Below are 23,559 nucleotides of genomic sequence, written 5' to 3'. Positions count from 1 at the left end.
TCCATGCCGTTCAGCCGCGAGTGCCGGCGCCGTCTGCCGGCGACCGCGGCCGCGTTGCTGGGGCTGCTGTTCGCCCTGCTGCTGTGTTCGACGGCACAGGCGAGCCCCGGACCGGCCGACAGCCGGGCGGTGGGCGTCGCCGACGCGGGCCGGGCGCCCGGCTGCGGCAAGGGTGCGCCGGACCAGGACCGTGGCGCTCACCCCGGGACTCCGCCGCGGGGCGGTACCTCCTACGAGCTGCTGCCGGCGCTGTACGACGCCCATGGCGCGAGCGCTTCCCGGTGCCAGGACGGTACAACGCTGGACATCACCCCGGAACGAGGGCCGCCGCCGCTCGTGCCGCCCTCTCCGGTCGACCTCTCGATCCTGCGCGTTTAGGCCGTGGCTGCGTTCTCGCACCCGTTCCGGTCTTTCTCTCTCGCTCAGGAGCACCACCATGTCCTCTTCCTCCCGCAAGCCCCTTGTCCTCGGCGCGGGCGTCGCCGTCGCCGCGCTGCTGCTCGGCCTGGCGTCGTACACCGCGACCGGGCCGGAGCCGTCCACGGGCTCCGCCGCGGCCGCCGGTGTGTCCGCCGAACCAGGTGCCGGCACCTACCCCGAACTGGAGAAACTCGCCCGCCGCGAGGCCAGGGACCCGCTTGCGCTTGGCCGCGCCGACGCGCCCGTCGTCATGGTCGAGTACGCCGACTTCAAGTGCGGCTTCTGCGGGAAGTTCGCCCGCGACACCGAGCCCGCGCTGGTGAAGAAGTACGTCGACGAGGGCACGCTGCGCATCGAGTGGCGCAACTTCCCGATCTTCGGCAAGGACTCGGAGGCGGCGGCACGGGCGGCCTGGGCGGCCGGGCAGCAGGGCCGTTTCTGGCAGTTCCACGCGGCGGCGTATGCCGAGGGCTCGAAGGAGAAGGGCTTCGCGAAGGACCGGCTGGTCTCGCTGGCGCGGGACGCGGGGGTGAAGGACCTGGACCGTTTCGGGCGGGACCTGGACGGCGAGGGTGCGCGGCAGGCGGTGAAGAAGGACCAGGACGAGGCGTACGGGCTCGGCGCGACGTCCACGCCGTCGTTTCTGGTCAACGGGCGTCCGATCGCGGGGGCCCAGCCCATGGAGACGTTCACCGAGGCGATCGAGGCGGCGAAGAAGGCAGCCGGGAACGGGGCCGGGAGCGCGGCAGGGAAGAGCGCCGAGAAGTGACGGACATCGGCTATCTGGCCGCCCTCCTCGGCGGCCTCCTCGCGCTGATCAGCCCCTGCAGCGCGCTGCTGCTCCCGGCCTTCTTCGCGTACTCACTCGACTCGGCCGGCAAGCTGCTGGCCCGTACCGGAATCTTCTACGCCGGGCTGGCGACCACCCTTGTCCCGCTGGGCGCGGCCGGGTCCTTCGCCGGCCGGCTGTTCTACGGCCACCGCGATCTGCTCGTCTCCGTCGGCGGCTGGCTGATCATCACGCTCGGCGTGGCCCAGATCCTGGGCATGGGCTTCGCCTCGCGCCGTATCGCCGAGATCTCCGGCCGCATCCGCCCGACGACCGTGGTGTCCGTCTACGCCCTGGGCCTGGTCTACGGCCTCGCCGGCTTCTGCGCGGGCCCGATCCTCGGCAGCGTCCTGACGGTGGCGGCGCTCAGCGGCAGCCCGGTCTACGGCGGACTGCTGCTGGCCGTCTACGCGCTGGGCATGGCCGTTCCGCTGTTCCTGCTCGCGCTGCTGTGGGAGAGGTTCGACCTGGGCAAACGCGGCTGGCTGCGCGGCCGTTCGGTGCGGCTCGGCCGCTTCGAGCTGCATACGACCTCGCTGCTGTCGGGCCTCTTCTTCATCGTCCTGGGCACGGTCTTCCTGGCCTTCGACGGCACGACGGCGCTGCCCGGCCTGCTCTCGGTGGACGATTCGTTCGCGGCGGAGGAATGGGCCGGCGGCATCGGCAGGACGGTGCCGGACTGGGCCCTGCTGGTGGCGGTGTTGGCGGTGGCCGCGGTGATCCTGGGCGCACGGGGCCGGCGGCGCAGGGAGCGGGGGTAACGACCCGGACAGGGCCGAAGGGCCCCGTCCGGTGGACGGGGCCCTTCGGGGGCGCGGGGTTACGGCTCGCGGGTTGGGACGGGTATGGCGAAAGCCCCGGTCCGCTGGGGATCCGGGGCTTTCGGGTTGTGGCTGGGGCCGGGGTCGAACCGGCGACCTATCGCTTTTCAGGCGATCGCTCGTACCAACTGAGCTACCCAGCCACGAAGCTCTCGCGAGCTTCAGCGGTCCTGACGGGATTTGAACCCGCGGCCTCCACCTTGACAGGGTGGCGAGCACTCCAAGCTGCTCCACAGGACCAAGCAATGTGCGAGCGCAAGTCTCGCACATGGTTTTGCGTGCCCCCAACGGGATTCGAACCCGTGCTACCGCCTTGAAAGGGCGGCGTCCTGGGCCACTAGACGATGAGGGCTAAGGGCCCACCTGGGCGCCTCTCGGCGCGTCGGGGACGTGAGAAGCATATGGGATGTGGGGAGCTATCGCCAAAACGCTTTTCGGGGGTGGCCCGCGACGGAGCCGCCGACGTCAGCGCGTCCCCCGGGGCAACGCGGTCAAGGCCGCCGACGGGGTGGGGGAGCCGGGGCTCGGGGACGGGGTTGCCCCCGGGGTGTTCTCCTCCGGGAGATGGCGGCTGACCTCCGCCGTCGTCAGGCCCAGACCTCCCAGCGTGATCTCGTCCCACGCCTGCAGCCGTCTGGTCGTACGGTCCAGATAGAGCACCGACGCCCGCACCTTCTCCGGTTTCTCGTTCTGCACCGCGCGCAGGCCGCCGCCGCCCGTCGAGCCCTCGATCTTCAAGCGGGTGCCGTGGGCGAGTACCTCCGTCTCGCGGTGGTGGACATGGCCCGCCAGTACGAGCGGGACCTCGCCGTCCGTCTCGCGGGCCGCCACCGGGTTGTGGGCGACCGCGATGTCGGCCGGGGTGCCGGCGCGCTTCTGGTCGCGCAGGGCCGAGGCGAGGCGGATGCCCGTCATGCGTTCGGCAGGGTCGCCCTGGGCGACGACCGAGCGGTCGGGGGTGAACTGCGGGTCGCCGGTGCCCGCGATGCGCAGGCCCGCGATGGTGACGGCCTTCCCGTCGTCGAGGACGTGCACGTTCCTGAGGCGGGAGAGATACGCCTGGGTGACGCCGGAGTCGTGGTTGCCGCGCACCCAGACGTAGGGCGCGCCGAGGTCGGGGATCGGGTCGAGGAAGGCGTTCTCGGCGGCTGTGCCGTGGTCCATGGTGTCGCCGGAGTCGATGATCACGTCTATCCCGTACTGCTCGACGAGCGAGGCGATGATGTGCCACGCCGCCGGGTTGAGGTGGATGTCGGAGACGTGCAGCACGCGCATCGTGCCGGGGTCCGGCTGGTACGTGGGAAGGGTCGAGGTCGCGTCGTACAGCTTGGTCACATTGGTGACCAGGCGCGCCAACTCCTGCTGGTAGACGTCGAATTCGGTGACGATGGAGCGGGCGTTGCCGACGACCGAAGGGGCGCTGGAGAGGAGGCCGGAGAACTTGGGCTCCAGGACCGACTTCGGGTTCCAGGTGGCGTACGCGGAGATCCCGGAGGCGGTGAGCAGGGTCAGGGCCAGGCCACCCGCCGCCAGAGCCCGGCGCGGGCGGCGGTAGACGGCGAGGCCCAGCGCGGTCGCGCCGGAGACGACGGCGACGCAGGAGCGGACGGCCAGCTCGGTCGTGCCGTCGCTCACGTCGTGGGCGACCTCCTCCTGGAGGCCGGAGATGCGCTCGGGGTGTTCGACCAGGGCCTGGGAGCGGGCCGGGTCGAGCTGGTCGACATCGACGTCGAGGCGGATGGGCGCCACATGGGAGTCGAGTTCCAGGGCGCCCAGCGGAGAGACGTTGATCTTTGTGCCGCCGGAGAGGGACGGGCGCAGGGTCATGCTCGTGTCCATCGGCCCCACGGGCGTACGGACGCTGCCGACGATCAGCAGGCCGAGCCAGGCGCCGAGCAGGACCACGGTGGCGAGGCCCAGCGCGCGGGTCCAGGGGTGCGGGGTGTGGACGAGGGTGCTCGTGGGTTCGGTGTTGCGCGAGCGGTAGAGGCGCTGGAGCCGGACGAGCGCGGATCGGATCGAGCGGATCGGTTCCGGAGCTTCGCGGGCCATTGGTCCCGTATGCCCAGGAGTGCGGGCGCCCATGCCGGGGCGAGCCGGTCGTACGGGTGCGGTCGTACGGGTGCGCTCGCACGGCGTACGTGACAATGGCCACGTGCTGGAGATGACGCGCGAGGAGTTCGAGGAACTGGTCGCTGAGGCGCTGGACAGGATCCCGCCGGAGCTGACGCGGCTGATGGACAACGTGGCGGTGTTCGTGGAGGACGAACCGGCCACCGACGATCCCGAGCTGCTCGGGCTCTACGAGGGGACTCCGCTGACCGACCGCGGCGAGTGGTACGCGGGCGTGCTGCCGGACCGGATCACGATCTACCGCGGACCGACGCTGCGGATGTGCGAGACCCGCGAGGACGTCGTCGCCGAAACCGAGATCACCGTGGTCCATGAGATCGCCCATCACTTCGGGATCGACGACGAGCGGCTGCACGCGCTGGGGTACGGATGACGTCGCCCGGCGTTCCGGAGCCCGCTGAGGCGATCGATCCGGATGTCGATCTGCATGTGCCCGGCCAGCGCGCGGAGACCGCCGGCCGTGGCAAGTGGTGGGTGCTCTCGGCGATCTCGGTGGGCGGCGTGGCCGGCGCCCTGGCCCGGTACGCGGCGTCCCTGCTGTGGCCCGCCGCCGAGGGCGCGTTCCCGTGGGCGACCTTCTGGGTCAACGTGGTCGGCTGCGCCCTGATCGGCGTACTGATGGTGCTGGTCAGTGAGCACGGCCGGTCGGCGCATCCGCTGGTGCGGCCGTTCCTCGGGGTGGGGGTGCTCGGCGGCTTCACGACCTTTTCGACGTACGCGCGGGACTTCACGGAGCTGCTGGAGCGTGAGGAGGCGGGCACGGCGATGGCCTACGCGGGCGGGACGCCGGCCTGCGCGCTCGGCGCGGTGTGGCTGGCGGCGTCGGTGACCCGGTGGGCAGTGTCCCGGCCGGCGGTGGCGCGATGAACTGGCTGCTGGTGGCGGTGGGTGCGGCGATCGGCGCGCCGCTGCGGTATCTGACGGACCGTGCGGTGCAGGTGCGCCACGACTCGGTGTTCCCGTGGGGGACGTTCGTGGTCAACGCGGCCGGGAGCCTGGTGCTGGGGGCGGTCGCGGGGGCGGCGGTGTCGTCCTCGACGTACGCACTCCTGGGGACGGGCCTGTGCGGCGCCCTGACGACGTACTCGACGTTCTCGTACGAGACGCTGCGGCTGGCCGAGCGCGGCTGGACCTTCCTCGCGGCGGCGAATGTGGTCGCGTCGCTGCTGGTCGGGCTCGGATCGGTGGTCCTGGGCACGGAGTTGGCGCGCGGGCTGGTGGCTTAGGCCACGGCCTGGGCCCTGATCCGGCCTGATCGACGGGACAGGACCCAGGGGCGTACGCGTGCGTGTCCCTTGTGGGGCGCGGGGAGTTGGGCAGTGGGACCACCGCCGAAAGCCATGTCCGATCCCACGCCCCGTGCCCCGGAGGCCCCCGTGCGCCAGTCGTCCGTCCCCTTGTCCGTCCCCGGCCGGTTGGCTGTCCGGATCGCCGCTTCGCTGGCCCTCGCGGCCTCGGCAGGCTGCATGAGCGTGAGCGACGACGAGGGCGGGAAGCCGGCGCCCCGTTCGTCGACCGACCGGCGTGGGGCGGTGGCCGAGCCGGACGGCGGGCGCGGGGTGCCGGGCAGCGGGCAGCACGGCAGCGGGCGGGGCGGGTCGGACGCGAAGGCCGAGGGGGGCGACGAGGCCTCGCCGAGTCCGAACGGCCCCGCGTCGCCCAGCGCTCAGCCGCCGCGGGGCGGGCAGCGACCGCTGCCGCCGCACGATCCCGCACCGAACGGAGGCGGAGCACCCCCTTCTGTACCGCCGCCGGCGCCCCCGCAGCCGATCCCGTCCGAGCCGCCGTCGGTGAGTCCTTCGCCACAGCCGAGCGAGCCCTCCGATCCGCCCTCCGCATCGTCCGCGCCGGAGGTGCACGCAGGGGCGATGCGGGTGGCCGACGGACAGGGGATGCTTATGGAACCGACGGCATCGCCGCAGGTGGGACCCATGTAACGGGGGTCACTTCGGGTCGGTTTGCCATTTGGGGGGGAGGGTGCGTATGGTTATAGATCGTTTGATCCCATCGCCCGGCGCCGACCCAGAAGAGCGCCGCGTGGCGCGTACTCTCCCTAGCCGTGGCTGACCGCATTGAGGCGGTCGAATTGCGAAATCACGGAGTTTGGGCGCGTGCCGAGACTCCGGAAGGTTTCGCATTTCGCATGTCCAATTTCAGTACTGATCACGCCGTCATGCCCGAGAACGACGAGGCTGCGGAGGCCGTAACGGCCGCCGCCGTCGAGACCATCGAGGCTGTCGACACCGAGGCCGTCGTCGAGACCGTCTCCAAGACCGAGGCCGTGACCGTCTCCGAGACCGAGGTCGTGGAGGTCGTGACCGTCTCCGAGGCCGAGGTCGTGGAGACCGAGGTTTCCGACGAGCCCCAGACCACATTCGCCGACCTGGGCCTGCCCGAGGGCGTTGTCCGCAAGCTCGCGCAGAACGGCGTCACCTCCCCCTTCCCGATCCAGGCCGCGACCATCCCGGACGCCCTGGCCGGCAAGGACATCCTGGGCCGCGGCCGCACCGGCTCCGGCAAGACCCTCTCCTTCGGCCTCCCGCTGCTGGCCACGCTGTCCAGTGGTCACACCGAGAAGAAGAAGCCCCGCGGCATCATCCTCACGCCGACCCGTGAGCTCGCGATGCAGGTCGCGGACGCGCTCCAGCCGTACGGCGACGTGCTCGGCCTCAAGATGAAGGTCGTCTGCGGCGGTACGTCCATGAGCAACCAGATCTACGCGCTCGAGCGTGGCGTCGACGTCCTCGTCGCCACCCCGGGCCGTCTGCGCGACATCATCACCCGCGGCGCCTGCTCGCTCGAGAAGGTCCAGGTCGCCGTCCTCGACGAGGCCGACCAGATGTCGGACCTGGGCTTCCTGCCCGAGGTCACCGAGCTCTTCGACCAGATCCCGGCCGGCGGCCAGCGGATGCTCTTCTCCGCCACCATGGAGAACGAGATCGGCACGCTGGTGCGCCGCTACCTCGTCGACCCGGTCAGCCACGAGGTCGACAGCGCCCAGGGCAACGTCACGACCATGACGCACCACGTGCTCGTCGTGAAGCCGAAGGACAAGGCGCCGGTCACGGCCGCGATCGCCGCCCGCAAGGGCCGCACGATCATCTTCGTCCGTACGCAGCTGGGCGCCGACCGTATCGCCGAGCAGCTCGTCGAGTCGGGTGTGAAGGCGGACGCGCTGCACGGCGGCATGACGCAGGGCGCCCGTACGCGCGTCCTCGAGGACTTCAAGAAGGGCTACGTCAACGCGCTCGTCGCGACCGACGTCGCCGCCCGCGGTATCCACGTCGACGGCATCGACCTGGTCCTGAACGTGGACCCGGCCGGCGACCACAAGGACTACCTGCACCGCTCGGGCCGTACCGCCCGTGCCGGCAAGTCCGGTGTCGTGGTCTCGCTGTCGCTGCCGCACCAGCGCCGCCAGATCTTCCGTCTGATGGAGGACGCGGGCGTCGACGCCTCGCGCCACATCGTCGCCGGTGCCGGTGTCTTCGAGCCGGAGGTCGCCGAGATCACCGGCGCCCGTTCGCTCACCGAGGTCCAGGCCGACTCGGCGAACAACGCCGCCAAGCAGGCCGAGCGCGAGCTCAAGGACCTGGGCCGGCAGCTCGAGCGCGTGCAGCGCCGCGCCACGGAGCTCCGCGAGGAGGCCGACCGCCTGGTCGCCCGTGCCGCGCGCGAGCGTGGCGAGGACCCGGAGGCGGCTGTCGCCGAGGTGACCGAGGCCGCCGAGGCCGAGATCGCCGCGGTGCCGGAGCAGCCGGCGCCGGCCGAGGAGCGTCGCGACGACCGCGGCAACTTCGACCGTCGCGGCAACGACCGTGGCGGCTTCCGCCGGGACGACCGCGACGACCGTCGTGGCAACGACCGCGGTGGCTTCAACCGTGACCGTGGCGGCGATCGTGGCGGCGACCGTGGTGGCCGCTCCTTCGAGCGTCGCGACAACGACCGTCCGTCCGGCGGCTTCCGTCGCGACAACGACCGTCCGTCGGGCGGCTTCCGCCGTGACAACGACCGTCCGTCCGGTGGTTTCAACCGTGACCGTGACGACCGTGGTGGCCGTTCCTTCGAGCGTCGTGACGACCGTCCCTCGGGCGGCTTCCGCTCCGGCGGCGACCGTCCCTCCGGCGGCGACCGTCCGTCCGGCGGCTTCCGCCGCGACGACCGCCCCTCCGGTGGTTTCCGTCGCGACGACCGTGACGACCGTCGCGGCAACGACCGCGGTGGCTTCAACCGTGACGACCGTTCCTCGGGCGGCTTCCGCTCCGGCGGCGACCGCCCCACCGGCGGCCACCGTGGCAGCGACCGTCCGTTCAACCGCGACCGTCGTGACGACCGCCCCGCGGGCGGCTTCCGCGCGGGCAGCAGCGACCGCCCGAACGGCCGCCGCGACGACCACCGCGGTGGCACGACCGGCACCGGCACGAGCACCGGTTCCTTCGGGCGCCGCGACGACAAGCCGCGCTGGAAGCGCAACGGCTGATCGGCTGACGGCTCACTGAGCCTGACCTGCTGACAGGGCCCGTACGACACTTCGGTGTTGTGCGGGCCCTGTCCGCTTTCTGGGCGGCGTGCTGCGCGCGTACAAGCCCGCCTGCGGGAAGGCGCCGACGCCGACAACTGCGTACACCTCCCTCGGCGCGGCCTGGGCGCAGTTCAACGTGCTGACCTCGCCCGGGGACGTGACGGGTGACGGGCGCCCGGATCTGGTGGCGCGGCAGGCGTCGACCGGCGACATGTACCTCTACGCGGCCGACGGCGGGCAACGTGTTCGTCGGTGTCGGAGACCTGAACAGGGACGGCAGGGCGGATCCGGTCTCGCGGAACGCAGCCGGTGATCTGCTGCGCAACAGCGGGAACGGGGCGGGGTCGTTCGGGTCCACGGCGAAGATCGGCACTGGCTGGCAGTACTACAAGTCGATCTTCTGAGCCCACGGCGGGCCGGTGATCCGATACCCGATCGGCTCACCGGTCCCGTCCGGCTATGCTCGGGGGTGTTGTGCCGAGGGCCGTTAGCTCAATTGGCAGAGCAGCGGACTTTTAATCCGTTGGTTGTGGGTTCGAGTCCCACACGGCCTACCGTCAGAGTCACCGGGAAAACCACGGTTGACCTGCACTTCAGCGCTCAGGCTGGGATTGTCCAGTCGGGGCGCTTTCGTGTTTCCGGCCGCAGGTGAGCCCGAGGTGAGCCCGGCTGTGTCGCCAACTCCACGGTGAGGCGGACCGTGAGGGACTGCCCGCGGTTCAGCCGGCGGCACGTCTCCTCGATGTCCGGGAGCGGCGCCAACTTGGTCAGGGGCCGTTCTCATTCGCGTTGTCCGCCAGCGACCGCTGTTCCCCGCTGTTTCCCGGCCGAACGGGCACGGGAAGGGCACGGCCACCTTTAGTTCGCACCGGCTCGGCTGCCGTGCGCCGGATGCCACCGTGCGCAGTCCGACGGCTTCCCGCCCGTGCGGAGCGTGGTCTGCTCAACGACCCTGGAGGTATGAACAGCCGGACCCCTGAGCGTCCCGTGGAGACCTCGGCGGCCAATGCGGCCCAGATCGATTACACCGGTGCTGTCTACGGCTCGCTGCTTGCCGCCTCGGTGGTGGTCGGCGCCGGAACGCTCGGTTCGTTTCCCCGGGTGCAACTCGTTCTGCTGCTGCTGTGCACCAGTGTCGTGTTCTGGGCCGCGCACGTCTTCTCCGGCCTTTTCGGGGCCCGAATGGTGCGCCATTTGAGTTGGGGGGAGGTCCGCCGCGCGAGCGCAGAAGAGCGCCCGATCATCGAGGCGGCCGTCCCACCGGCCTGTGCCGTGGCCATCAGTCCACTCTTCGGACTGGGCATCGAGGGGACGTCATGGCTGGCACTCGGGGTCGCTTTGGCCGGACAGGTCGGCTGGGGAACCGTGGCCGCCAGCCGCGCCGGCGCCTCGCGCCGTCTGATGCTGCTCGCCGGTGCGATCAACCTTCTCCTCGGGTTGATCGTCGTGGTTCTCAAGGTCGCGGTAACGCACTGAGGGCCCGCCTGAGCGATAAGCGCGGGTCCACGGCGGCAACCTCGGTCACCCGGGCCGCAGTGGATCGGGTCGTCAAGAACCAAGACCCTGCGGAAGACGGCCCAGAGACGGCCCAGAAGAGCTCTTCGCACTGGTGATACCGGCGATTGAGCACCTGCGACGTAGGCGCTAACGATGACCTGAGGTCCGTGGAGTCTCATGGTCCGAGTCAAGTCGTCGGCCAGCCTGCGCCTCTCGATGCGAACTACCGGCGGGCGGTTGCTGAGGTCTGCTGGGCTGGTCAGTCGTGGCCCTGGGGCAGATGATGATGTCGCTTCCCCAGACCCGAAGGAGCATCGGATGGCGATCGAAAGCGTCTCTCCCTACCTGCGGTACGACGACGCAGATGCCGCGCTGGACTGGATGGAGCGGGTCTTGGGTTTTACCGGCGCGGTCCGCTGGCGCGACGACTCGGGGCGGACGTTCGAGGCCGACATCTATGCCGGTCCGGCGAAGATCGGGGTCAGCGGCGGCGGCATGAGCGACGACGGGAAGAACGCCATTCTCATCGTGCACGTCGACGACGTCGATGCACACTTTGAGCAGGTTCGTGCCGCAGCCGACACCGAGGTAGCCCCCCCGATGGACCAGCCCTATGGGCCGCGGACCTTCACTATCACTGACCCCTGGGGATACCAGTGGAACTTCTGGCAGGGCGAGGCCACGCCACCCGAGTGATCAGTGCGGGGCGCGGCATGCCGAAAGCGCGTTGGTCCTGCTGGGGGAGCGTCTGCGCTGGGCTCACGTTGGGCACGCAGTGGGAACGGAAGCCCGAATCAGGGCAGCAGAGATCAACACGGGCTGGGGGTGAGCGCCCCTGTGACCAGCCAAAACGCCAGAGTTGATCACTCGTCATCACCGAGCGGCAGGTCTGAATTCGAACTCTTAATTCACGTGCCAGGCCGTAGTGGTGCAGCCCTCGCGCTGCCCCTAGTACGGCGTGATCTGGACCGCTACGCGCCCGGCGCCCGGTACTGGACTCGTTCGGCTTTGCGCATGGCATCCATGGTTTCATCGACGGTCAGGAGAACACTCGTCTCGAACGAGCTGAGCGCACCGCCTGCACTGATCGCCAGCGCAACCGCGGCCATGGACACGTTGTCGGGGGCCTCCCACAGGTTGTAGCCGTCGTGCGTGCCGAAGGCGTACCAGAAGCCGTGGAGCTTCCCGCCGACGGACTCGATGTACGACTGAGCGGCCTTTGCGCGGTCCTCGGGGTGGACGATCAGCCTCGCCCAAGTCTCCGGTGTGTAGCTGAACCTCGATAGATAGAGCGGCATCATGTCTCCGTTTCGTTCCACCAAGGGATGCCCCGCGGGGCGGGAAACGCGCCGGATGGGCCCGCGTATCCCCCGAACGGCCGGGGACGATGACCGGCACGGCCACAGCCCAGGGGTACTCGGCCGGCGCTCGGCCGAAGTACAAACGATCAAGACATGAAGGAGCCCCGGCCTGTCCGCGACGGGGGACGCAGACAGACCGGGGCGGTCGGGGAACTAGGCGGTGGCCGGCGCGCTCTGCGCGAGACGCCCCTTCGGGGTGGCTCCTCCGCAGTTCTCGCACGAGACGATGACCGCGCCTTCATAGAGCAGCGGGACCGTCTGTCGACTGTGGCATTCCCGGCACGGGGTGTGGCGGAACTGCTGGATGGACCTGTGCGCCGCGGCCACCTGGTTCGCGTCCATGGTCAGACGGCCGCGGCGGCCTGCTCCATCTCGGCATCGGTTGCCATGAGGTCGTCGAACTCGCCGTCCCTGACGCCCTCGAAGAACTTCCGGATCTCGGCGCGGCTGAAGTACAGGACGGGGCTGGTCGGGTCCTTGTCGTCCGAGAGGGCGACCATGCGGGTGCCGTCCGGGATGCTGTCGTGAGGGTGGCCCTCGGCGTCCGGCGCTGCGGCCAGAATCACGCAGTCCTTCAGGATCGGGTCGAGGTCTGTCCGCCCTGCCTTGCGCCAGTTCAGCCCGGGGGCGTGCGAGTTCTCGAACGAGACCGTGCCGCGACCATTGCTGAGTGTGCCCATGAGTGGTGTCCTCTCTCGTGGATGTGCTCTGTCCTTGCACTCCGTCCCGGCCGGGATTCCTGGCGAGGTGATCCGGCCGGGGCGGGGATCAGTGGGGTGTACGCAGCCGGGCGCGCTCCTTCTCAGCGGACTCGTCGCTCTCGCCCTCGGCCGTCACGCAATGCCCGCCGGTATGCGCGACCCGGTGCCGCATGACCGAGCTCTGCGAGGCGTCGCGGGTGAGCCGGTCCCAGTCGTCGACGAGGCACACGATCGGGCCGGTGGCCGCGTCCATGGCCACGCACAGCGCGCCGAACTGCGGCCGGTGCTGTCCAAGAGCGTGGTCGCCGAGGTCGAGCCAGATGCCCGCGAGCTCCCAGCCGCGGGACTTGGCGTAGGCGAGGCACCGGTCCAGGCGGATGTCCAGGATGACGGTGGAGGTCGTGGCGTGCCGGTCGTAGATGAAGGCGCGCGGCCGTGCCTCGGCCAGGCCCTCCGCGCCGCCGGCCGAAGGGTCGGATCCTGTCGCGATCTGTGTACGTCCAGTAGTCACATGGGGATGATGGGCTTGCACGTCTGGACCCAAATAGGTCGCGGTACGGCCACGTAGCGGCCATGGCCGAGGACACGGGCAATGACACCTCAGACTGGGCGCGTGAACCGCAACGACGCATTGAGAGCGGCCCGGTTACGGAAGGGCTGGCGCACCGTCGAGGCCGCCGCCGCAGCACTTCAGGAGCACGGGCAACAGCTCCTCGACGACTGCCAGTTCACCGTGTCCGCGCGGACATGGCGCCGGTGGGAGGGCGGCCGCCCCGGCTGGCCGGCGGAGGACACCGCGATCGTGCTGCACGACGCGCTCGCCCGCTGGCCCGAAGACCTCGGCTTCACCACACCGCCTGGCTGGATCCGGCCCGAGCACCACCAGGAGGACGACGTGAAACGCAGGGCTTTTGTCTCCGTCACCGCCGCCGCACTCGTCGCCGGGCCCGTCGCCCCGCAGCACGTCGACCCTGCCCTGATCGACTACTTTCAGCAGCAACTCGAAGGCCACTACAGGGTGGACATGTTCCTCGGCCCCCACGATCTGATTGGCACCGTGTCCGCTCAGTACCAGCTGATCGACAAACTGATCCGGTCCGCGAAGGGCGAGACGCGCCGCAGCCTCCTCAGGGTCGGCGCCGCCTACTCGGCGCTCGTCGGCTGGCTGTACCAGGACGCGGGCGACATGGACGGCGCTGCCTTCTGGCGTGGCGTAACGCAGGAGATAGCGATGCGCTCCCGCGACCCGCACCTGATCGGCTACTCGCTCGTCAACCAGGCGCAGGTCAGGACCGACTTGGGAGACGGGCACGCGGTCATCGACCTGTGCGAGGCCGCGCTCGACGACACCCCGCGGATCCTGCCGAAGGTCCGCATCATGGCCATGCAGCAGAAGGCCCATGGCGCCAGCCTCACCGGAGACCGCTCCGCCGTTGACTACCTACTTGACCAGGCGGACGGGCTCCTCGGCCGGGTCGACGACGACCTCCCGTGGGGCAACGCCTGTCGGCGGACGCCCGGCTACCTCGAGGTGCAGCGGGCCACCTGCTACGGGCGGCTCGGCCTCAGCCGCGAGGCGGACTCGCTGTGGTCCCAGGTGCTGACGATCGTGCCGGAGACGGCCCGTAGGGACCGCGGGGTGTACCTCGCCCGGCATGCCACCGCGGCGGCTGCAGCGCGGGAACCAGACCACGCCTTGGTGCTCGCGCGCATTGCCGCGGAGATCGCGGTCGAGACGCGATCCGCGCGCATGGCTCGGGAGTTGGCCACGCTCGAGCGGGCGATGCGGCCATGGCACGATGCCCCGGTCGGCCGGGACCTCGCCGAGGTGCTGGCACCTGTGACCGAGAGGGGATGACGTGGCAGGCGTACCGAAGCCGCTGAGCGACGAGGAGATCGAGGCGAGGCTGGCCGAGCTGCCGGATTGGACCCGGGCGGGAGATGAGATCGTGCGCACGGTCGCGATCCGCTATCACGCGGGCGTCGCGATGATCGTGCACATCGCGGACCGTGAACGACGCATCGGGCACCACGCGGACATCGACTTGAGGATCGACCACCTACGCATCGCCGTCACGACGCATGACGCCGGCCACAAGCTGACGGTTGCCGACTTCGACCTGGCCGCACGCATCGACGCCATCGCCGCAGCACACCTCTCCACACCGGTCGACTGACCCCGGACGCACGAATGCGTCCCCTCCCACCCGAAGGTGAGAGGGGACGCAGTGCGTTACGGGCACTGGCGGCGGCTGGGATCGAGGCCGAGGGACAGCAGGTCGCGCTGTTCTGTCTGTTGAGGTGCGCTGTCCCTGCGGCACACGAAAAGGACGGCTCCGATCGGTCGCGTCTCGCTGGCCGGTGATGCGAACCGTATGCCGGGGGCCGGATGCGGGACCATGGACAAGCCACAGCCGTTGTTGGACGGTTCGGCCGCTTGGTGCATGCTCCGCCGCCTTGGGCGCAGAGGACGAATCGGTGGCGGCTCAGTCGTCCTCCGCCGCCGCGGATTCGGCCTCTGCCGCGGCCGACTCCGCGCCATCCACCAGCTTCTGCATCTCCGTGACGTCCGAAGTGCCGGCGTCCGACGGGCTTGTGGTCGCCGAGCCCTCGGTTCCACCGCAGCCCGTGAGGCCCGTCAGGCCGGCGACGACGAGGACGGCAGCCGCGACAGCTACCGCTGCGCGCCGACGCCGCGTCACTTCTCGCTCCCGCCGGCGTTCGCCTCGCACCACGTCTTCACCGCGGCCAGGTCCTTCTGGCGCTTCTCCAGAGTCGGCACCAGCGTGCGGCGGAAGGTCAGCTTGTCGTTGAGGTAGGTCTCGATCTCGGTGTGGCCGGCCTTCTTCGCGTTCTCGGCCCGCTTCTGCAGCCGGGCGATGGAGCCGCGTTCCGTCACGTCGCCGTCCAGTCGGGACAGGATGCGCTCCAGGCGCTTGTCGATCTTCGGGACCCGCTTGCACAGCGCCTGCGCGCCGTCGCCCGTCGGTGTGGCTTTCGGTGCCGGTGTGCTCGTGCCTGTGCCTGTGCCTGTGCCTGTGTCGGCCGAGGCCGCCCCTGTCGTGGCGAGCAGCGCGGCGACGGCCGTGAGAGCCAGGGCGGCGGTCTTTTTGGCGGTCCTCATGGCGGTGTACCTCCGGGAGCCGGGCGAGGCCGATGTGCCTTCGCGTGGCCAGAAGTTAGGAGCCGTCTTTGTGGAAACCCTGTGGGTACTCGGCCGTGCCGATCAGCCAGTCCCGGTCGGCCGGCAAGGGGGGCGGCACGGCAGGTGCGGTCTCTCCTCGGAGGGGGAGGCGGACCTCGATACGGGTGCCCTCGCCCCCGGGCCGGTCCAGCGCGCGGACGTGCCCCCTGTGCAGGGCCGCCTGCTGGGCGACCAGGGTGAGGCCGAGGCCGGAACCGGGGCTGGCCGGGCCGCGGTGGAAGCGGTGGAAGACCGCGTCGCGCCGAGCCTGTGGGATGCCGGGCCCCCGGTCGTCCACCGTCAGGACCGCGACCGGCCGCGTGGCGTGGCCACCCGCGCGCAGGCCCACGTCGATACGGGCCCGCCCGTCGCCGCTCCTGCCGTGGAGCAGGGCGTTGGCCAGGAGGTTGTCGACGATCGTCCGTACGCCCGGCTCCCATCCGTAGACGTTCAGGCGCGGCATGACCTGCGGCACGCCCATCTCCGCCGTGGGATGCCTGCGCCGCGCGTCGGAGACCGAGGCGTCGATCACCTCCGCGAGGTCCACCGGGCCGAACGCGTCGGCCTCGACCAGGTCGCCCCGGCCGAGCTCCCGCAGCATCACCAACAGGCCCAGCAGCCGGGTGTGTTCGCTGCGCAGATCGTCCAGGACCTCCGTACGGTCCGACGACGCGAGGCCGGGGTGCTCGGTGAGGATCTCCAGGTTCGTCTGCATGCTCATCAGCGGGGTGCGCAGTTCATGGGCCGCCGAGGCCGCGAAGGAGCGGGCGGTGGCCAGCGCGCCGGTGGTTCTGGCGGCCTGTTCGTCGTAGCGGGCGAGCACCGTCTGCAGGGTCCGGGCCAGGTCGTCCACTTCGGTGACCCCGGTCGGCGCGTGGTCGAGCCGTGCCGTGTCGGCCCTCGGGTCGAGGCCGCTGGTGCGCTGCTGCAGCCTGCGCAGCGGGCGGCTCGCCCTTGAGGCGACGGCCAGGCCCAGCAGGCCGGCCACCGGGGCGGCCAGCAGCGCCACCATCACCACGCGCCTTCGTACGAGGGTGAGTTGGTCCTGGCTTCCCGTATCGGGGGAGAACAGCCACAGGGTGCCCTCGACACCCGGCCGTGATCCCCGTACCCGGACCGACAGGACCCGCCAGCTCCTGCTTCCCTCCTCGATGGTGACCGGCTTGGGCGCACTGGCCGGGAGCGGCAGGGATGACGCGGGCTGCGGGCCTCCCGAGACGGTGCCCTGCGGGCCGGTCAGCCGGATGCCGACATCCAGGGCCGAGGCGTACAACTGCCGCTCACGGGCCTGCTCGACAGCGGCCGGCCGGTCGGCGGCGGTGACCCGCAGCAGTCGGCGGGCATCGGCGGCGGCCAGCGTCGCGCGCTCCCGCAGATGGGTGTCCTGTTCCGCGTGCAGGTCACGGGCGACCAGCTGGAGCAGCAGCCATCCGGCCGCCAGTACCAGTACCGGCACGGTGATACCGACGGCGAGTGCGATGCGGGTTGAGAGTTTCACGTGCTCGGGCTCCCATCGCGGTCGCGGCCCGCATCGCGGCCCTCGCCCCCGCCGCGGCTGCGGTCCTCGTCGCGGTCGCCGCCCTCGTAACGCAGAACGAAGCCAACTCCCCGTACGGTGTGGATGATCCGTGCCCGCCCGCCGCTCTCCAGCTTGCGCCGCAGATAGCTGACGAAGGTGTCGACGGCATCGGTGCGCACCTCGAAGTCGTACCCCCAGACCCGGTCGAGCAGCTGGTCCCTGGTGAGCACGATCCCCGCATTGCGCGCGAGGACCTCGAGCAGCTCGAACTCCCGCCGGGTCAGCGGCAGCAGCTCGTCGCCGAGCCGTGCTTCCCGGGCCGCCGGGTCCAGCACCAGCGGGCCGATGCGGACCACGTCCGTGTCCCTGGGCGGTCGCCGGCGCAGCAGCGCCTCGAGCCGCAGCACCAGCTCCTGCAACGCGAACGGTTTGACCAGGTAGTCGTCGCCACCTGCCTGCAGTCCGGCGATCCGGTCCGCCGTCTCATCCAGCGCGGACAGCATCAGCACGGGCACGTCGTTGCCGTCGTCGCGCAGCGTCCGGCACACCTGGATGCCGTCCAGGTCCGGCATGGAAATGTCCAGTACGACGACATCGGTCGGCTGCTGCCGTACGTGGGCCAGGGCGGGCCGTCCCCCCTCGGCCAGGGCCACCGCAAAGCCGGCCAGCCGCAGTCCTCGCTCCAGCGAACGCCGGATCGCCGAGTCGTCGTCGACCACCAGGACCCGGCCCCGGCCGGTACCACCGTCCATTCGTGCCCCTCCCTCCCTGATGCCACGCCGCCGATCGGTCCCGGCGCATGCGTCCCCGAGTGGTCCCGACGCCCGCTCCCCCGGAGTGGTTCCAAGGCGTGGTTCCGAGGAGTGGTTCCGAAAGAATCTTCCGCGACGTGTCGAGAATCCGTCATCGGCCGCGACGTCCCCTGTGAGAGTTGCCCACAAGGGGCGGCGACGCATCCGAGGGAGCGAATCATGAAGTATCTGGTGATGATCCAGGGCACGCAGGCCGACTACGAAGCGATGCGCGGCGAGGCGTCCGCCAACGCCCCGGCCTGGAGCGAGAAGGATCTGCAGGCGATGTTCGCCTTCATGGGCGCGGTCAACAACGACCTGTCCGAGTCCGGTGAGCTCGTGGACGGGAACGGTCTTGCCGAGCCCGCCCAGACCCGGTTCGTCGGTGCCGGCAAGGACGGACGGCCCGTGATCACGGACGGTCCGTACAGCGAGACCAAGGAGCTCCTCGCCGGGTACTGGGTGCTCGACTGCGAGAGCCTGGACCGGGTGACCGAGATCGCCGCGCGCGTCGCGCTGTGCCCGGTTCCCGAAGGGACCCCGGACTACCCGGTGATCATCCGGCCCATTCTGGACAGCGGAGGCGATGTGTGAGACGTCCGACCGGCGTCGAGGACCTGCTGCGCTCCCACGCGCCGCAGGTCCTCGGTGCGCTGGTGCGCCGGTACGGGCACTTCGATCTGGCCGAGGACTCCGTACAGGAAGCACTGCTCGCGGCCGCGCAGCAGTGGCCGGAGCAGGGTCTGCCGGACAATCCGCGCGGGTGGCTGATCAAGGTCGCGTCCCGGCGGCTCACGGAGGCGCTGCGCAGCGACGAGGCGCGGCGGAGGCGGGAGGAGACCGTCGCACAGCTCACGCCTCGCGACGCCTTCACGGCGCCCGCACCCGGTGAGAGCCGCGCCCCGTCCGAGGACGACACCCTCACCCTGCTCTTTCTGTGCTGTCACCCCGAGCTGACCGCCGCCGCGCAGATCGCTCTCACCCTGCGGGCCGTCGGGGGTCTGACCACGGCCGAGATCGCCCGCGCGCACCTGGTCCCCGAGGCGACCATGGCGCAGCGCATCAGCAGGGCCAAGCAGAAGGTCAAGGGCGTGCCCTTCCGGCAGCCGGTGACCGAGGACCGTGACCAGCGGCTCGCGGCCGTGCTCCAGGTGCTCTACCTGATCTTCAACGAGGGCTATACGGCGACCTCCGGCCGCGATCTGCACCGCGCCGACCTCGCCCGCGAGGCGATCCGGCTGACCCGGGCCGTACGCCGGCTGCTGCCCACGGAGGGCGCGGTGACCGGGCTGCTGGCGCTGATGCTGCTCACCGATGCCCGCAGCGCCGCCCGCACAGGACCGCACGGCGAACTGATCCCGCTCGACGAGCAGGACCGCGGCCGCTGGGACCCCCAGGCGATCACGGAGGGCTCCGCCCTGGTGGAGGAGGCGCTGTCGCAGGGGCCGGCCGGGGCCTACCAGCTGCAGGCGGCGATCGCGGCGCTGCACGACGAGGCGGCTCGCGCCGATGACACCGACTGGCCGCAGATTCTCGCCCTGTACGACATCCTCGTACGCCGTGCCCCCGAGCCGATGGCCGAACTCGGCCGGGCCGTGGCCGTCGCCATGGTGCACGGTCCTGAGGCCGGGCTGGCCGAAGTCGCCAAGCTGGAGGACCGGTTGGCGGGCCACCACCGGCTCGACGCGGTACGCGCGCATCTGCTGGAGAAGGCGGGGGACACCGAAGGCGCGCGAGCCGCGTACCGGCTGGCGGCGCAGCGCACTCTCAGCGTCCCCGAGACGCGCTATCTGCAGATGCGCGCGGCCCGGCTGCTGCCCTGAGCCGGGACCCCCGATTCGGCGCTTGACCTTTACGCAACGTCAAGATTTAACGTGAAGCGCATGGAGTGGTCGATCCAGGAGATTGCCCGGCGGGCCGGGACGACGAGCCGCACGCTGCGGCACTACGGCGAGCTGGGGCTGCTCGAGCCCAGCCGCGTGGGCAGCAACGGCTACCGCTACTACGACCAGGACGCGCTCGTACGGCTGCAGCGCATTCTGCTGCTGCGGGAGCTCGGGCTCCCACTGCCCGCGATCGCCGAGGTGCTCGAGGGCCAGCGGGACACCGCTGCCGCGCTCAGGACGCATCTGGCGCTGCTGGAGCAGGAACGGGTACGCATCGGGCGGCAGATCGCCTCGGTGCGGACCACTCTCCACAAGACCGAGGAAGGGGAGGAGCTCATGGCCGAGGAAGTACTCGACGGCTTCGATCACACGCAGTACGAGCGGGAGGTAACCGAGCGCTGGGGCCGGGAGGCGTACGAGAAGGGCGACCGCTGGTGGCGCTCGCTCAGCGCGCGGCAGAAGCGGGAGTTCCAGGAGCAGCAGGTCGCCATCGCCCAGGACTTCGCGCAGGCGCTGAAGGACGGGAAGGCGGCCGGCAGCGACGAGGTACAGGCGATCACGCGGCGGCAGTACGAGTGGCTGTCGATCACGGTCACGCCGACCAGGTCGTACTTCACCGGGCTCGGCGAGATGTACGTCGCGGACCCCCGCTTCACCGTCAACTACGACCGGCACGGTGAGGGGACCGCTGCCTTCGTCCGGGACGCGATGAAGGTGTACGGGGAGCGGCACCTCACGGACGGGTGACGGCCCCGCGGGCGGACCCGGCCGTTCCCGGCAGTGAGCTGCCTGCCTCGGGCCCCCTTCGCAGGGTGGAGTTGATCTTGCTCCGGATGGCGTAAGGTTGCATTCAACGGCGCGGGGTGGAGCAGCTCGGTAGCTCGCTGGGCTCATAACCCAGAGGTCGCAGGTTCAAATCCTGTCCCCGCTACTGAAGACACTGGCCCGGCACTCGATCAGAGTGCCGGGCCAGTGTCGTACCCGGCCCGGCGAGATCGGCCGGACAGGACCTGAGGCCCCATGAGGTCGTCGCCCGGTTGGCCGACGGTGAGTCGCCGCCCGGCGCGGCTGCGGCCAGCCTGGGAAGAGCGCGGTACCGTCCGCGGCTGTGGGTGGACCAGGCAGGAGATCACTGGTGGTGCACCGAGAGCAGGACGGCGGCGGCAACGCCAATCGCCTTGTCCGCGTCCTGCCCATGATGATGATCATCGGCGGTGTTGTCTTCGATCTCGCGACGCCGGCCGGGTTCACCGCCTCGCCGCTCCTCGCGGCCGCACCGTTGATCGCCGCACCGTTCTTCTCCCTGCTCAACACCGTGCTGACCGGCGTCGCGGCAATCGCCGCCGCGGTCGGTCTTGAGCTTTACAACCGCACCCTGGGCAATGTCACCTCCAGCACGGAGGTGGGCACCGTCGTCACCGTCGCCGGGCTCGCGGTGCTCATCAACCGGGTCGTACGGCTCGGTGGGGAGCGGCTGGCCTCCGCCCGCGTCATCGCCGAGACCGCGCAGCGGGCCGTGCTGCCCACTCCCGCGGACCGGATCGGCGGGCTGCAGGTCGCCGCGCGGTACGAGGCGGCGCAGGCGGACGCGTTCATCGGCGGTGACCTCTTCGCCGTACAGGACACTCCGTACGGCGTACGCCTCATCGTGGGCGACGTCCGGGGCAAGGGCATGGAGGCGGTCGAGTCGGTGGCCATCGTCATCGGGGCGTTCCGGGAGGCCGCCGAGCAGGAGAGCTCGCTCGAAGGGGTCGCCGGGCGCCTGGAGCGGGCGCTGGCGCGCGAGGGCGAGCGGCGGGCAGGTCTGGAATCCGTCGAGGGGTTCACCACCGCCGTACTCGGCGAGATCCCGCGCGCCCGCAGTGTGGTGCGGCTGGTGAACCGCGGGCATCCGGAGCCGCTGGTGCTGTACGCCGACGGGGGCCTGGACAGCCTGCGGCCGGCCAAGGCCGCGCTGCCCCTGGGGATGGGTCTGGGGGAGTGGCCGGACCGGGCGGGGGAGTATCCGCTGCCCGCCGGGGCCACGCTGCTCCTGTACACGGACGGTGTGTCCGAGGCGCGCGACCGCCGCGGCGTCTTCTACGACCCGGGCGAACGGCTCGCCGGGCGGCTCTTTCCGGGGCCCGAGGAACTGCTGGACGCGATCGTCGACGACGTACGCAGGCATACGGGCGGCGGCTCCACCGACGACATGGCGCTGCTGGCGGTCAGCCGCCCCGCCGAGGGGCAGCCGGACCGCCGCAGGACCGTACCCGTGGTGAAGGGCGAGGAGAGCGAGTGAGCGGTCGGGTCAGCCGCTGAATGCTCGGCCGTGCGGGCCGGTGAAGGCCACCGCGCGCTCGTCGGCGGGCCGCTCCCTCATCCGCCTGATCAACCGGACAGAATCTGGTCGCGCACCGTGTGTAATCGAAGGACACCCCTCCGCATAACATTTGATGCACCGTCAGAAGTGTGAAGTGACCTGAGGGGCGATCAAGTCGTCCGGCTCCGCCTGCATGTGTCCCGGTAAGTCCCGGCCGATGTTGTTAATGATCAGTCGGAACAGCTTGGAATCCGGCCCTGGTGTCTATTAACGTTCGATAACGCAGCGCGGTCGTCCCAGTCGTCGCAAGAGACGGCACCGTGCGCACGCGCCGAATTCCGCAAGGGAACCGGGGAACCACCAATTGGGGTGAATCGGGCACCTTTTGCCGCTTTTTTCGCGGTTGAAGCGCCCGTAGGAGACCTTCCTGCTCCGAACCCGTCAGCTAACCCGGTAGGCGAGAAGGAAGGAAAGGAGTACGCCTCCGTGGCGTCCAACAACCCTGCCCCAGTAGCCCCTCTGCATTCTGACTACTTCGGTGACGAGGTGGCGGAGCGGGCATGGGAGGAATGGAACCCCACCGAGGACTCCGTCCGTCCGGTGCGCGGTCGGCACCGTGTGATGAAGCAGCGCGGCGGACTCGCCCGCAGCTCCACTGTGCTGGGCGTCGGTGTGATCGCGGCGGTCGGCGCGGGTGGCATGGCCACCGCGCAGGACAAGCCACCGGTCTCCATATCGCTTCCCGACTCGATCGCGGACAACCTGCCCGACGCCAAGTCCCTGCCGGGCGTCGGCTCCTTGATGTCCGACGACTCCTCCGACGAGGAGCCGGGGAACGCCTCGCCGCTCACGGCGATGTCCCTGGCCTCGGACACCGGTTCCGGCGGGACCGGCGTGGACCAGGAGGCCGGCGCGGGGGAGGCCCTGCGCGCCCGGATCCTCCAGCAGGCCGAGCAGCAGCAGTCCGAGGCGGCCGCCGAGGAGAAGGCCGCGGCGGAGAAGCTCGCCGCCGACCAGGCCGCGGCGGAGGCGAAGAGGCAGCAGACGGCGGCGGAGGCGAAGGCCGAGGCCGCGAAGCAGGCGGCCGAGGCGGCGGCGGAGGCCAAGGCGGAGGCCGAGCGGCTCGCGCAGCTGGCGAAGAGCTACGCGCTCCCCACCTCCTCGTACACGATCACCTCCACCTTCGGCCAGTCCGGCTCCCTGTGGGCCTCGGGCCAGCACACCGGCCTGGACTTCGCCGCCCCGACGGGCACGCCCCTCAAGGCGGTGCACACGGGCACCGTCACGGCGGCGGGCTGGTCGGGTTCGTACGGCTACCGCACGGTCCTGGAGCTCGAGGACGGTACGGAGGTCTGGTACGCCCACCAGTCGTCGATCTCGGTCAGCGTCGGGCAGAAGGTGACGACGGGCGAGACGATCGGCCGCGTCGGCGCGACGGGCAATGTCACGGGCGCGCACCTGCACCTCGAGGTCCACACATCGGGCGGCACGGGCATCGACCCGATGACCTGGCTGCGGGACAAGGGCCTCACGGTCTGAGCTCTTCTCGGTTCTTCTTACGGCGCCCCTCGCACCGAACGGTGCGAGGGGCGC

The 23,559-nt window shown here is 70.6% G+C and carries 26 protein-coding genes, 5 tRNA genes and 1 riboswitch; of the genes, 19 read left to right on the top strand and 12 right to left on the bottom strand.

Annotation, left to right across the window (positions count from 1 at the left end):
* Nucleotides 1-3: 3 nt before the first annotated feature.
* From SLUN_RS18890 to SLUN_RS18880, 3 genes are read left to right on the top strand one after another with little or no spacing between them, the layout of a single operon-like run.
* A complete protein-coding gene (locus SLUN_RS18890) occupies nucleotides 4-378 on the top strand; it encodes a hypothetical protein (protein WP_108149717.1) in 375 nt (124 codons plus the stop codon).
* A gap of 58 nt (nucleotides 379-436) precedes the next feature.
* Nucleotides 437-1,189 (top strand): DsbA family protein, encoded by a 753-nt coding sequence (locus SLUN_RS18885; RefSeq protein WP_108149715.1) that lies wholly within the window; start codon nucleotides 437-439, stop codon nucleotides 1,187-1,189.
* Complete coding sequence (locus SLUN_RS18880) at nucleotides 1,186-2,010, top strand: cytochrome c biogenesis CcdA family protein (RefSeq protein WP_108149713.1); 825 nt, start codon at nucleotides 1,186-1,188, stop codon at nucleotides 2,008-2,010. The genes SLUN_RS18885 and SLUN_RS18880 overlap by 4 nt, the downstream gene beginning before the upstream one ends.
* Nucleotides 2,011-2,139: 129 nt before the next feature.
* On the opposite strand, the gene SLUN_RS18875 is transcribed toward SLUN_RS18880, so the two are convergent.
* The 4 genes from SLUN_RS18875 to SLUN_RS18860 all read right to left on the bottom strand — a co-directional run bounded on the left by SLUN_RS18875 (nucleotide 2,140) and on the right by SLUN_RS18860 (nucleotide 4,122).
* Nucleotides 2,140-2,213 (bottom strand) — tRNA-Phe (locus tag SLUN_RS18875).
* A 22-nt stretch (nucleotides 2,214-2,235) separates the two neighbouring features.
* Nucleotides 2,236-2,310: transfer RNA gene (locus SLUN_RS18870), tRNA-Asp, on the bottom strand.
* Nucleotides 2,311-2,349: 39 nt separating this feature from the next.
* A tRNA-Glu gene (locus SLUN_RS18865) sits at nucleotides 2,350-2,422 on the bottom strand.
* Nucleotides 2,423-2,535: 113 nt separating this feature from the next.
* A complete protein-coding gene (locus SLUN_RS18860; protein WP_108149711.1) occupies nucleotides 2,536-4,122 on the bottom strand; it encodes a metallophosphoesterase family protein in 1,587 nt (528 codons plus the stop codon).
* A gap of 103 nt (nucleotides 4,123-4,225) precedes the next feature.
* Between SLUN_RS18860 and SLUN_RS18855 the strand changes: the two genes are divergently transcribed.
* The 8 genes from SLUN_RS18855 (at nucleotide 4,226) to SLUN_RS18820 (ending at nucleotide 10,918) form a co-directional block, all read left to right on the top strand.
* Nucleotides 4,226-4,576 carry a metallopeptidase family protein gene (locus SLUN_RS18855; protein ID WP_179955314.1) on the top strand — a complete coding sequence of 117 codons (351 nt, stop codon included), beginning with the start codon at nucleotides 4,226-4,228 and terminating at the stop codon, nucleotides 4,574-4,576.
* A complete protein-coding gene (crcB, locus tag SLUN_RS18850; RefSeq protein ID WP_108149707.1) occupies nucleotides 4,573-5,070 on the top strand; it encodes a fluoride efflux transporter CrcB in 498 nt (165 codons plus the stop codon). The genes SLUN_RS18855 and crcB overlap by 4 nt, the downstream gene beginning before the upstream one ends.
* Nucleotides 5,067-5,429: a fluoride efflux transporter FluC gene (locus SLUN_RS18845; RefSeq protein WP_108154829.1), complete on the top strand. Its 363-nt coding sequence runs from the start codon at nucleotides 5,067-5,069 to the stop codon at nucleotides 5,427-5,429. Before crcB ends, SLUN_RS18845 begins: the two co-directional genes overlap by 4 nt.
* A gap of 917 nt (nucleotides 5,430-6,346) precedes the next feature.
* Nucleotides 6,347-8,683, top strand: coding sequence for a DEAD/DEAH box helicase (locus SLUN_RS18835; protein ID WP_175314050.1), 2,337 nt, complete (start codon nucleotides 6,347-6,349; stop codon nucleotides 8,681-8,683).
* Nucleotides 8,684-8,967: 284 nt separating this feature from the next.
* Nucleotides 8,968-9,129, top strand: a complete 162-nt coding sequence (locus tag SLUN_RS39490; protein ID WP_159100288.1) for a hypothetical protein — start codon at nucleotides 8,968-8,970, stop codon at nucleotides 9,127-9,129.
* A 77-nt stretch (nucleotides 9,130-9,206) separates the two neighbouring features.
* A tRNA-Lys gene (locus SLUN_RS18830) sits at nucleotides 9,207-9,279 on the top strand.
* A 406-nt stretch (nucleotides 9,280-9,685) separates the two neighbouring features.
* A complete protein-coding gene (locus SLUN_RS18825; RefSeq protein WP_108149704.1) occupies nucleotides 9,686-10,201 on the top strand; it encodes a hypothetical protein in 516 nt (171 codons plus the stop codon).
* A gap of 339 nt (nucleotides 10,202-10,540) precedes the next feature.
* Nucleotides 10,541-10,918: a VOC family protein gene (locus SLUN_RS18820; protein WP_159100287.1), complete on the top strand. Its 378-nt coding sequence runs from the start codon at nucleotides 10,541-10,543 to the stop codon at nucleotides 10,916-10,918.
* 275 nt (nucleotides 10,919-11,193) lie between these two features.
* Here SLUN_RS18820 and SLUN_RS18815 read toward each other — a convergent pair whose 3' ends face one another.
* From SLUN_RS18815 to SLUN_RS18800, 4 genes are all read right to left on the bottom strand, one after another.
* Nucleotides 11,194-11,520, bottom strand: coding sequence for a GYD domain-containing protein (locus SLUN_RS18815; protein ID WP_108154827.1), 327 nt, complete (start codon nucleotides 11,518-11,520; stop codon nucleotides 11,194-11,196).
* Between the two features lie 216 nt (nucleotides 11,521-11,736).
* Entirely contained in the window at nucleotides 11,737-11,925 is a 189-nt protein-coding gene (locus SLUN_RS18810) for a hypothetical protein (protein WP_108149700.1), read from the bottom strand.
* Nucleotides 11,926-11,927: 2 nt separating this feature from the next.
* Nucleotides 11,928-12,263 carry a DUF397 domain-containing protein gene (locus tag SLUN_RS18805; protein WP_108149698.1) on the bottom strand — a complete coding sequence of 112 codons (336 nt, stop codon included), beginning with the start codon at nucleotides 12,261-12,263 and terminating at the stop codon, nucleotides 11,928-11,930.
* Between the two features lie 88 nt (nucleotides 12,264-12,351).
* Nucleotides 12,352-12,795: a recombinase family protein gene (locus tag SLUN_RS18800; RefSeq protein ID WP_159100286.1), complete on the bottom strand. Its 444-nt coding sequence runs from the start codon at nucleotides 12,793-12,795 to the stop codon at nucleotides 12,352-12,354.
* Between the two features lie 102 nt (nucleotides 12,796-12,897).
* On the opposite strand from SLUN_RS18800, the gene SLUN_RS18795 reads away from it, so the two are divergent.
* The gene (locus tag SLUN_RS18795) at nucleotides 12,898-14,142 is read left to right on the top strand and encodes an NsdA family TPR-like regulatory protein (protein ID WP_108154826.1); all 1,245 of its coding nucleotides are present in this window, start codon (nucleotides 12,898-12,900) and stop codon (nucleotides 14,140-14,142) included.
* A gap of 1 nt (nucleotide 14,143) precedes the next feature.
* Nucleotides 14,144-14,461: a 4a-hydroxytetrahydrobiopterin dehydratase gene (locus SLUN_RS18790; protein WP_108149694.1), complete on the top strand. Its 318-nt coding sequence runs from the start codon at nucleotides 14,144-14,146 to the stop codon at nucleotides 14,459-14,461.
* A 309-nt stretch (nucleotides 14,462-14,770) separates the two neighbouring features.
* Here the strand turns inward: SLUN_RS18790 and SLUN_RS18785 are convergent, their stop codons facing one another.
* From SLUN_RS18785 to SLUN_RS18770, 4 genes are read right to left on the bottom strand one after another with little or no spacing between them, the layout of a single operon-like run.
* Nucleotides 14,771-14,986 carry a hypothetical protein gene (locus tag SLUN_RS18785; RefSeq protein WP_108149692.1) on the bottom strand — a complete coding sequence of 72 codons (216 nt, stop codon included), beginning with the start codon at nucleotides 14,984-14,986 and terminating at the stop codon, nucleotides 14,771-14,773.
* Nucleotides 14,983-15,408, bottom strand: a complete 426-nt coding sequence (locus SLUN_RS18780) for a hypothetical protein (RefSeq protein ID WP_108149690.1) — start codon at nucleotides 15,406-15,408, stop codon at nucleotides 14,983-14,985. The genes SLUN_RS18785 and SLUN_RS18780 overlap by 4 nt, the downstream gene beginning before the upstream one ends.
* 55 nt (nucleotides 15,409-15,463) lie before the next feature.
* Nucleotides 15,464-16,966: a sensor histidine kinase gene (locus SLUN_RS18775; protein ID WP_108149688.1), complete on the bottom strand. Its 1,503-nt coding sequence runs from the start codon at nucleotides 16,964-16,966 to the stop codon at nucleotides 15,464-15,466.
* The gene (locus SLUN_RS18770) at nucleotides 16,963-17,739 is read right to left on the bottom strand and encodes a response regulator transcription factor (protein ID WP_108149686.1); all 777 of its coding nucleotides are present in this window, start codon (nucleotides 17,737-17,739) and stop codon (nucleotides 16,963-16,965) included. Before SLUN_RS18770 ends, SLUN_RS18775 begins: the two co-directional genes overlap by 4 nt.
* A 219-nt stretch (nucleotides 17,740-17,958) precedes the next feature.
* Here SLUN_RS18770 and SLUN_RS18765 point away from each other — a divergent pair, with 219 nt between their 5' ends.
* From SLUN_RS18765 to SLUN_RS18740, 6 genes are all read left to right on the top strand, one after another.
* Nucleotides 17,959-18,372, top strand: a complete 414-nt coding sequence (locus tag SLUN_RS18765; RefSeq protein ID WP_108149684.1) for a YciI family protein — start codon at nucleotides 17,959-17,961, stop codon at nucleotides 18,370-18,372.
* A complete protein-coding gene (locus SLUN_RS18760) occupies nucleotides 18,369-19,601 on the top strand; it encodes an RNA polymerase sigma factor (RefSeq protein WP_108149682.1) in 1,233 nt (410 codons plus the stop codon). Before SLUN_RS18765 ends, SLUN_RS18760 begins: the two co-directional genes overlap by 4 nt.
* A gap of 60 nt (nucleotides 19,602-19,661) precedes the next feature.
* Nucleotides 19,662-20,411, top strand: coding sequence for a MerR family transcriptional regulator (locus SLUN_RS18755; RefSeq protein ID WP_108149680.1), 750 nt, complete (start codon nucleotides 19,662-19,664; stop codon nucleotides 20,409-20,411).
* A gap of 110 nt (nucleotides 20,412-20,521) precedes the next feature.
* A tRNA-Met gene (locus SLUN_RS18750) sits at nucleotides 20,522-20,595 on the top strand.
* 264 nt (nucleotides 20,596-20,859) lie between these two features.
* Nucleotides 20,860-21,945 (top strand): PP2C family protein-serine/threonine phosphatase, encoded by a 1,086-nt coding sequence (locus SLUN_RS18745; protein WP_108154825.1) that lies wholly within the window; start codon nucleotides 20,860-20,862, stop codon nucleotides 21,943-21,945.
* 340 nt (nucleotides 21,946-22,285) lie between these two features.
* A riboswitch (cyclic di-AMP (ydaO/yuaA leader) is annotated at nucleotides 22,286-22,441 on the top strand.
* An 11-nt stretch (nucleotides 22,442-22,452) separates the two neighbouring features.
* Complete coding sequence (locus tag SLUN_RS18740) at nucleotides 22,453-23,505, top strand: M23 family metallopeptidase (RefSeq protein ID WP_108149678.1); 1,053 nt, start codon at nucleotides 22,453-22,455, stop codon at nucleotides 23,503-23,505.
* Nucleotides 23,506-23,559 lie beyond the last annotated feature (54 nt).

This window comes from Streptomyces lunaelactis (assembly GCF_003054555.1).
GTDB lineage: Bacteria > Actinomycetota > Actinomycetes > Streptomycetales > Streptomycetaceae > Streptomyces > Streptomyces lunaelactis.
The sequence above is the reverse complement of the archived record's forward strand: the minus strand, read 5'-3'. Positions and strand labels throughout refer to the sequence as shown.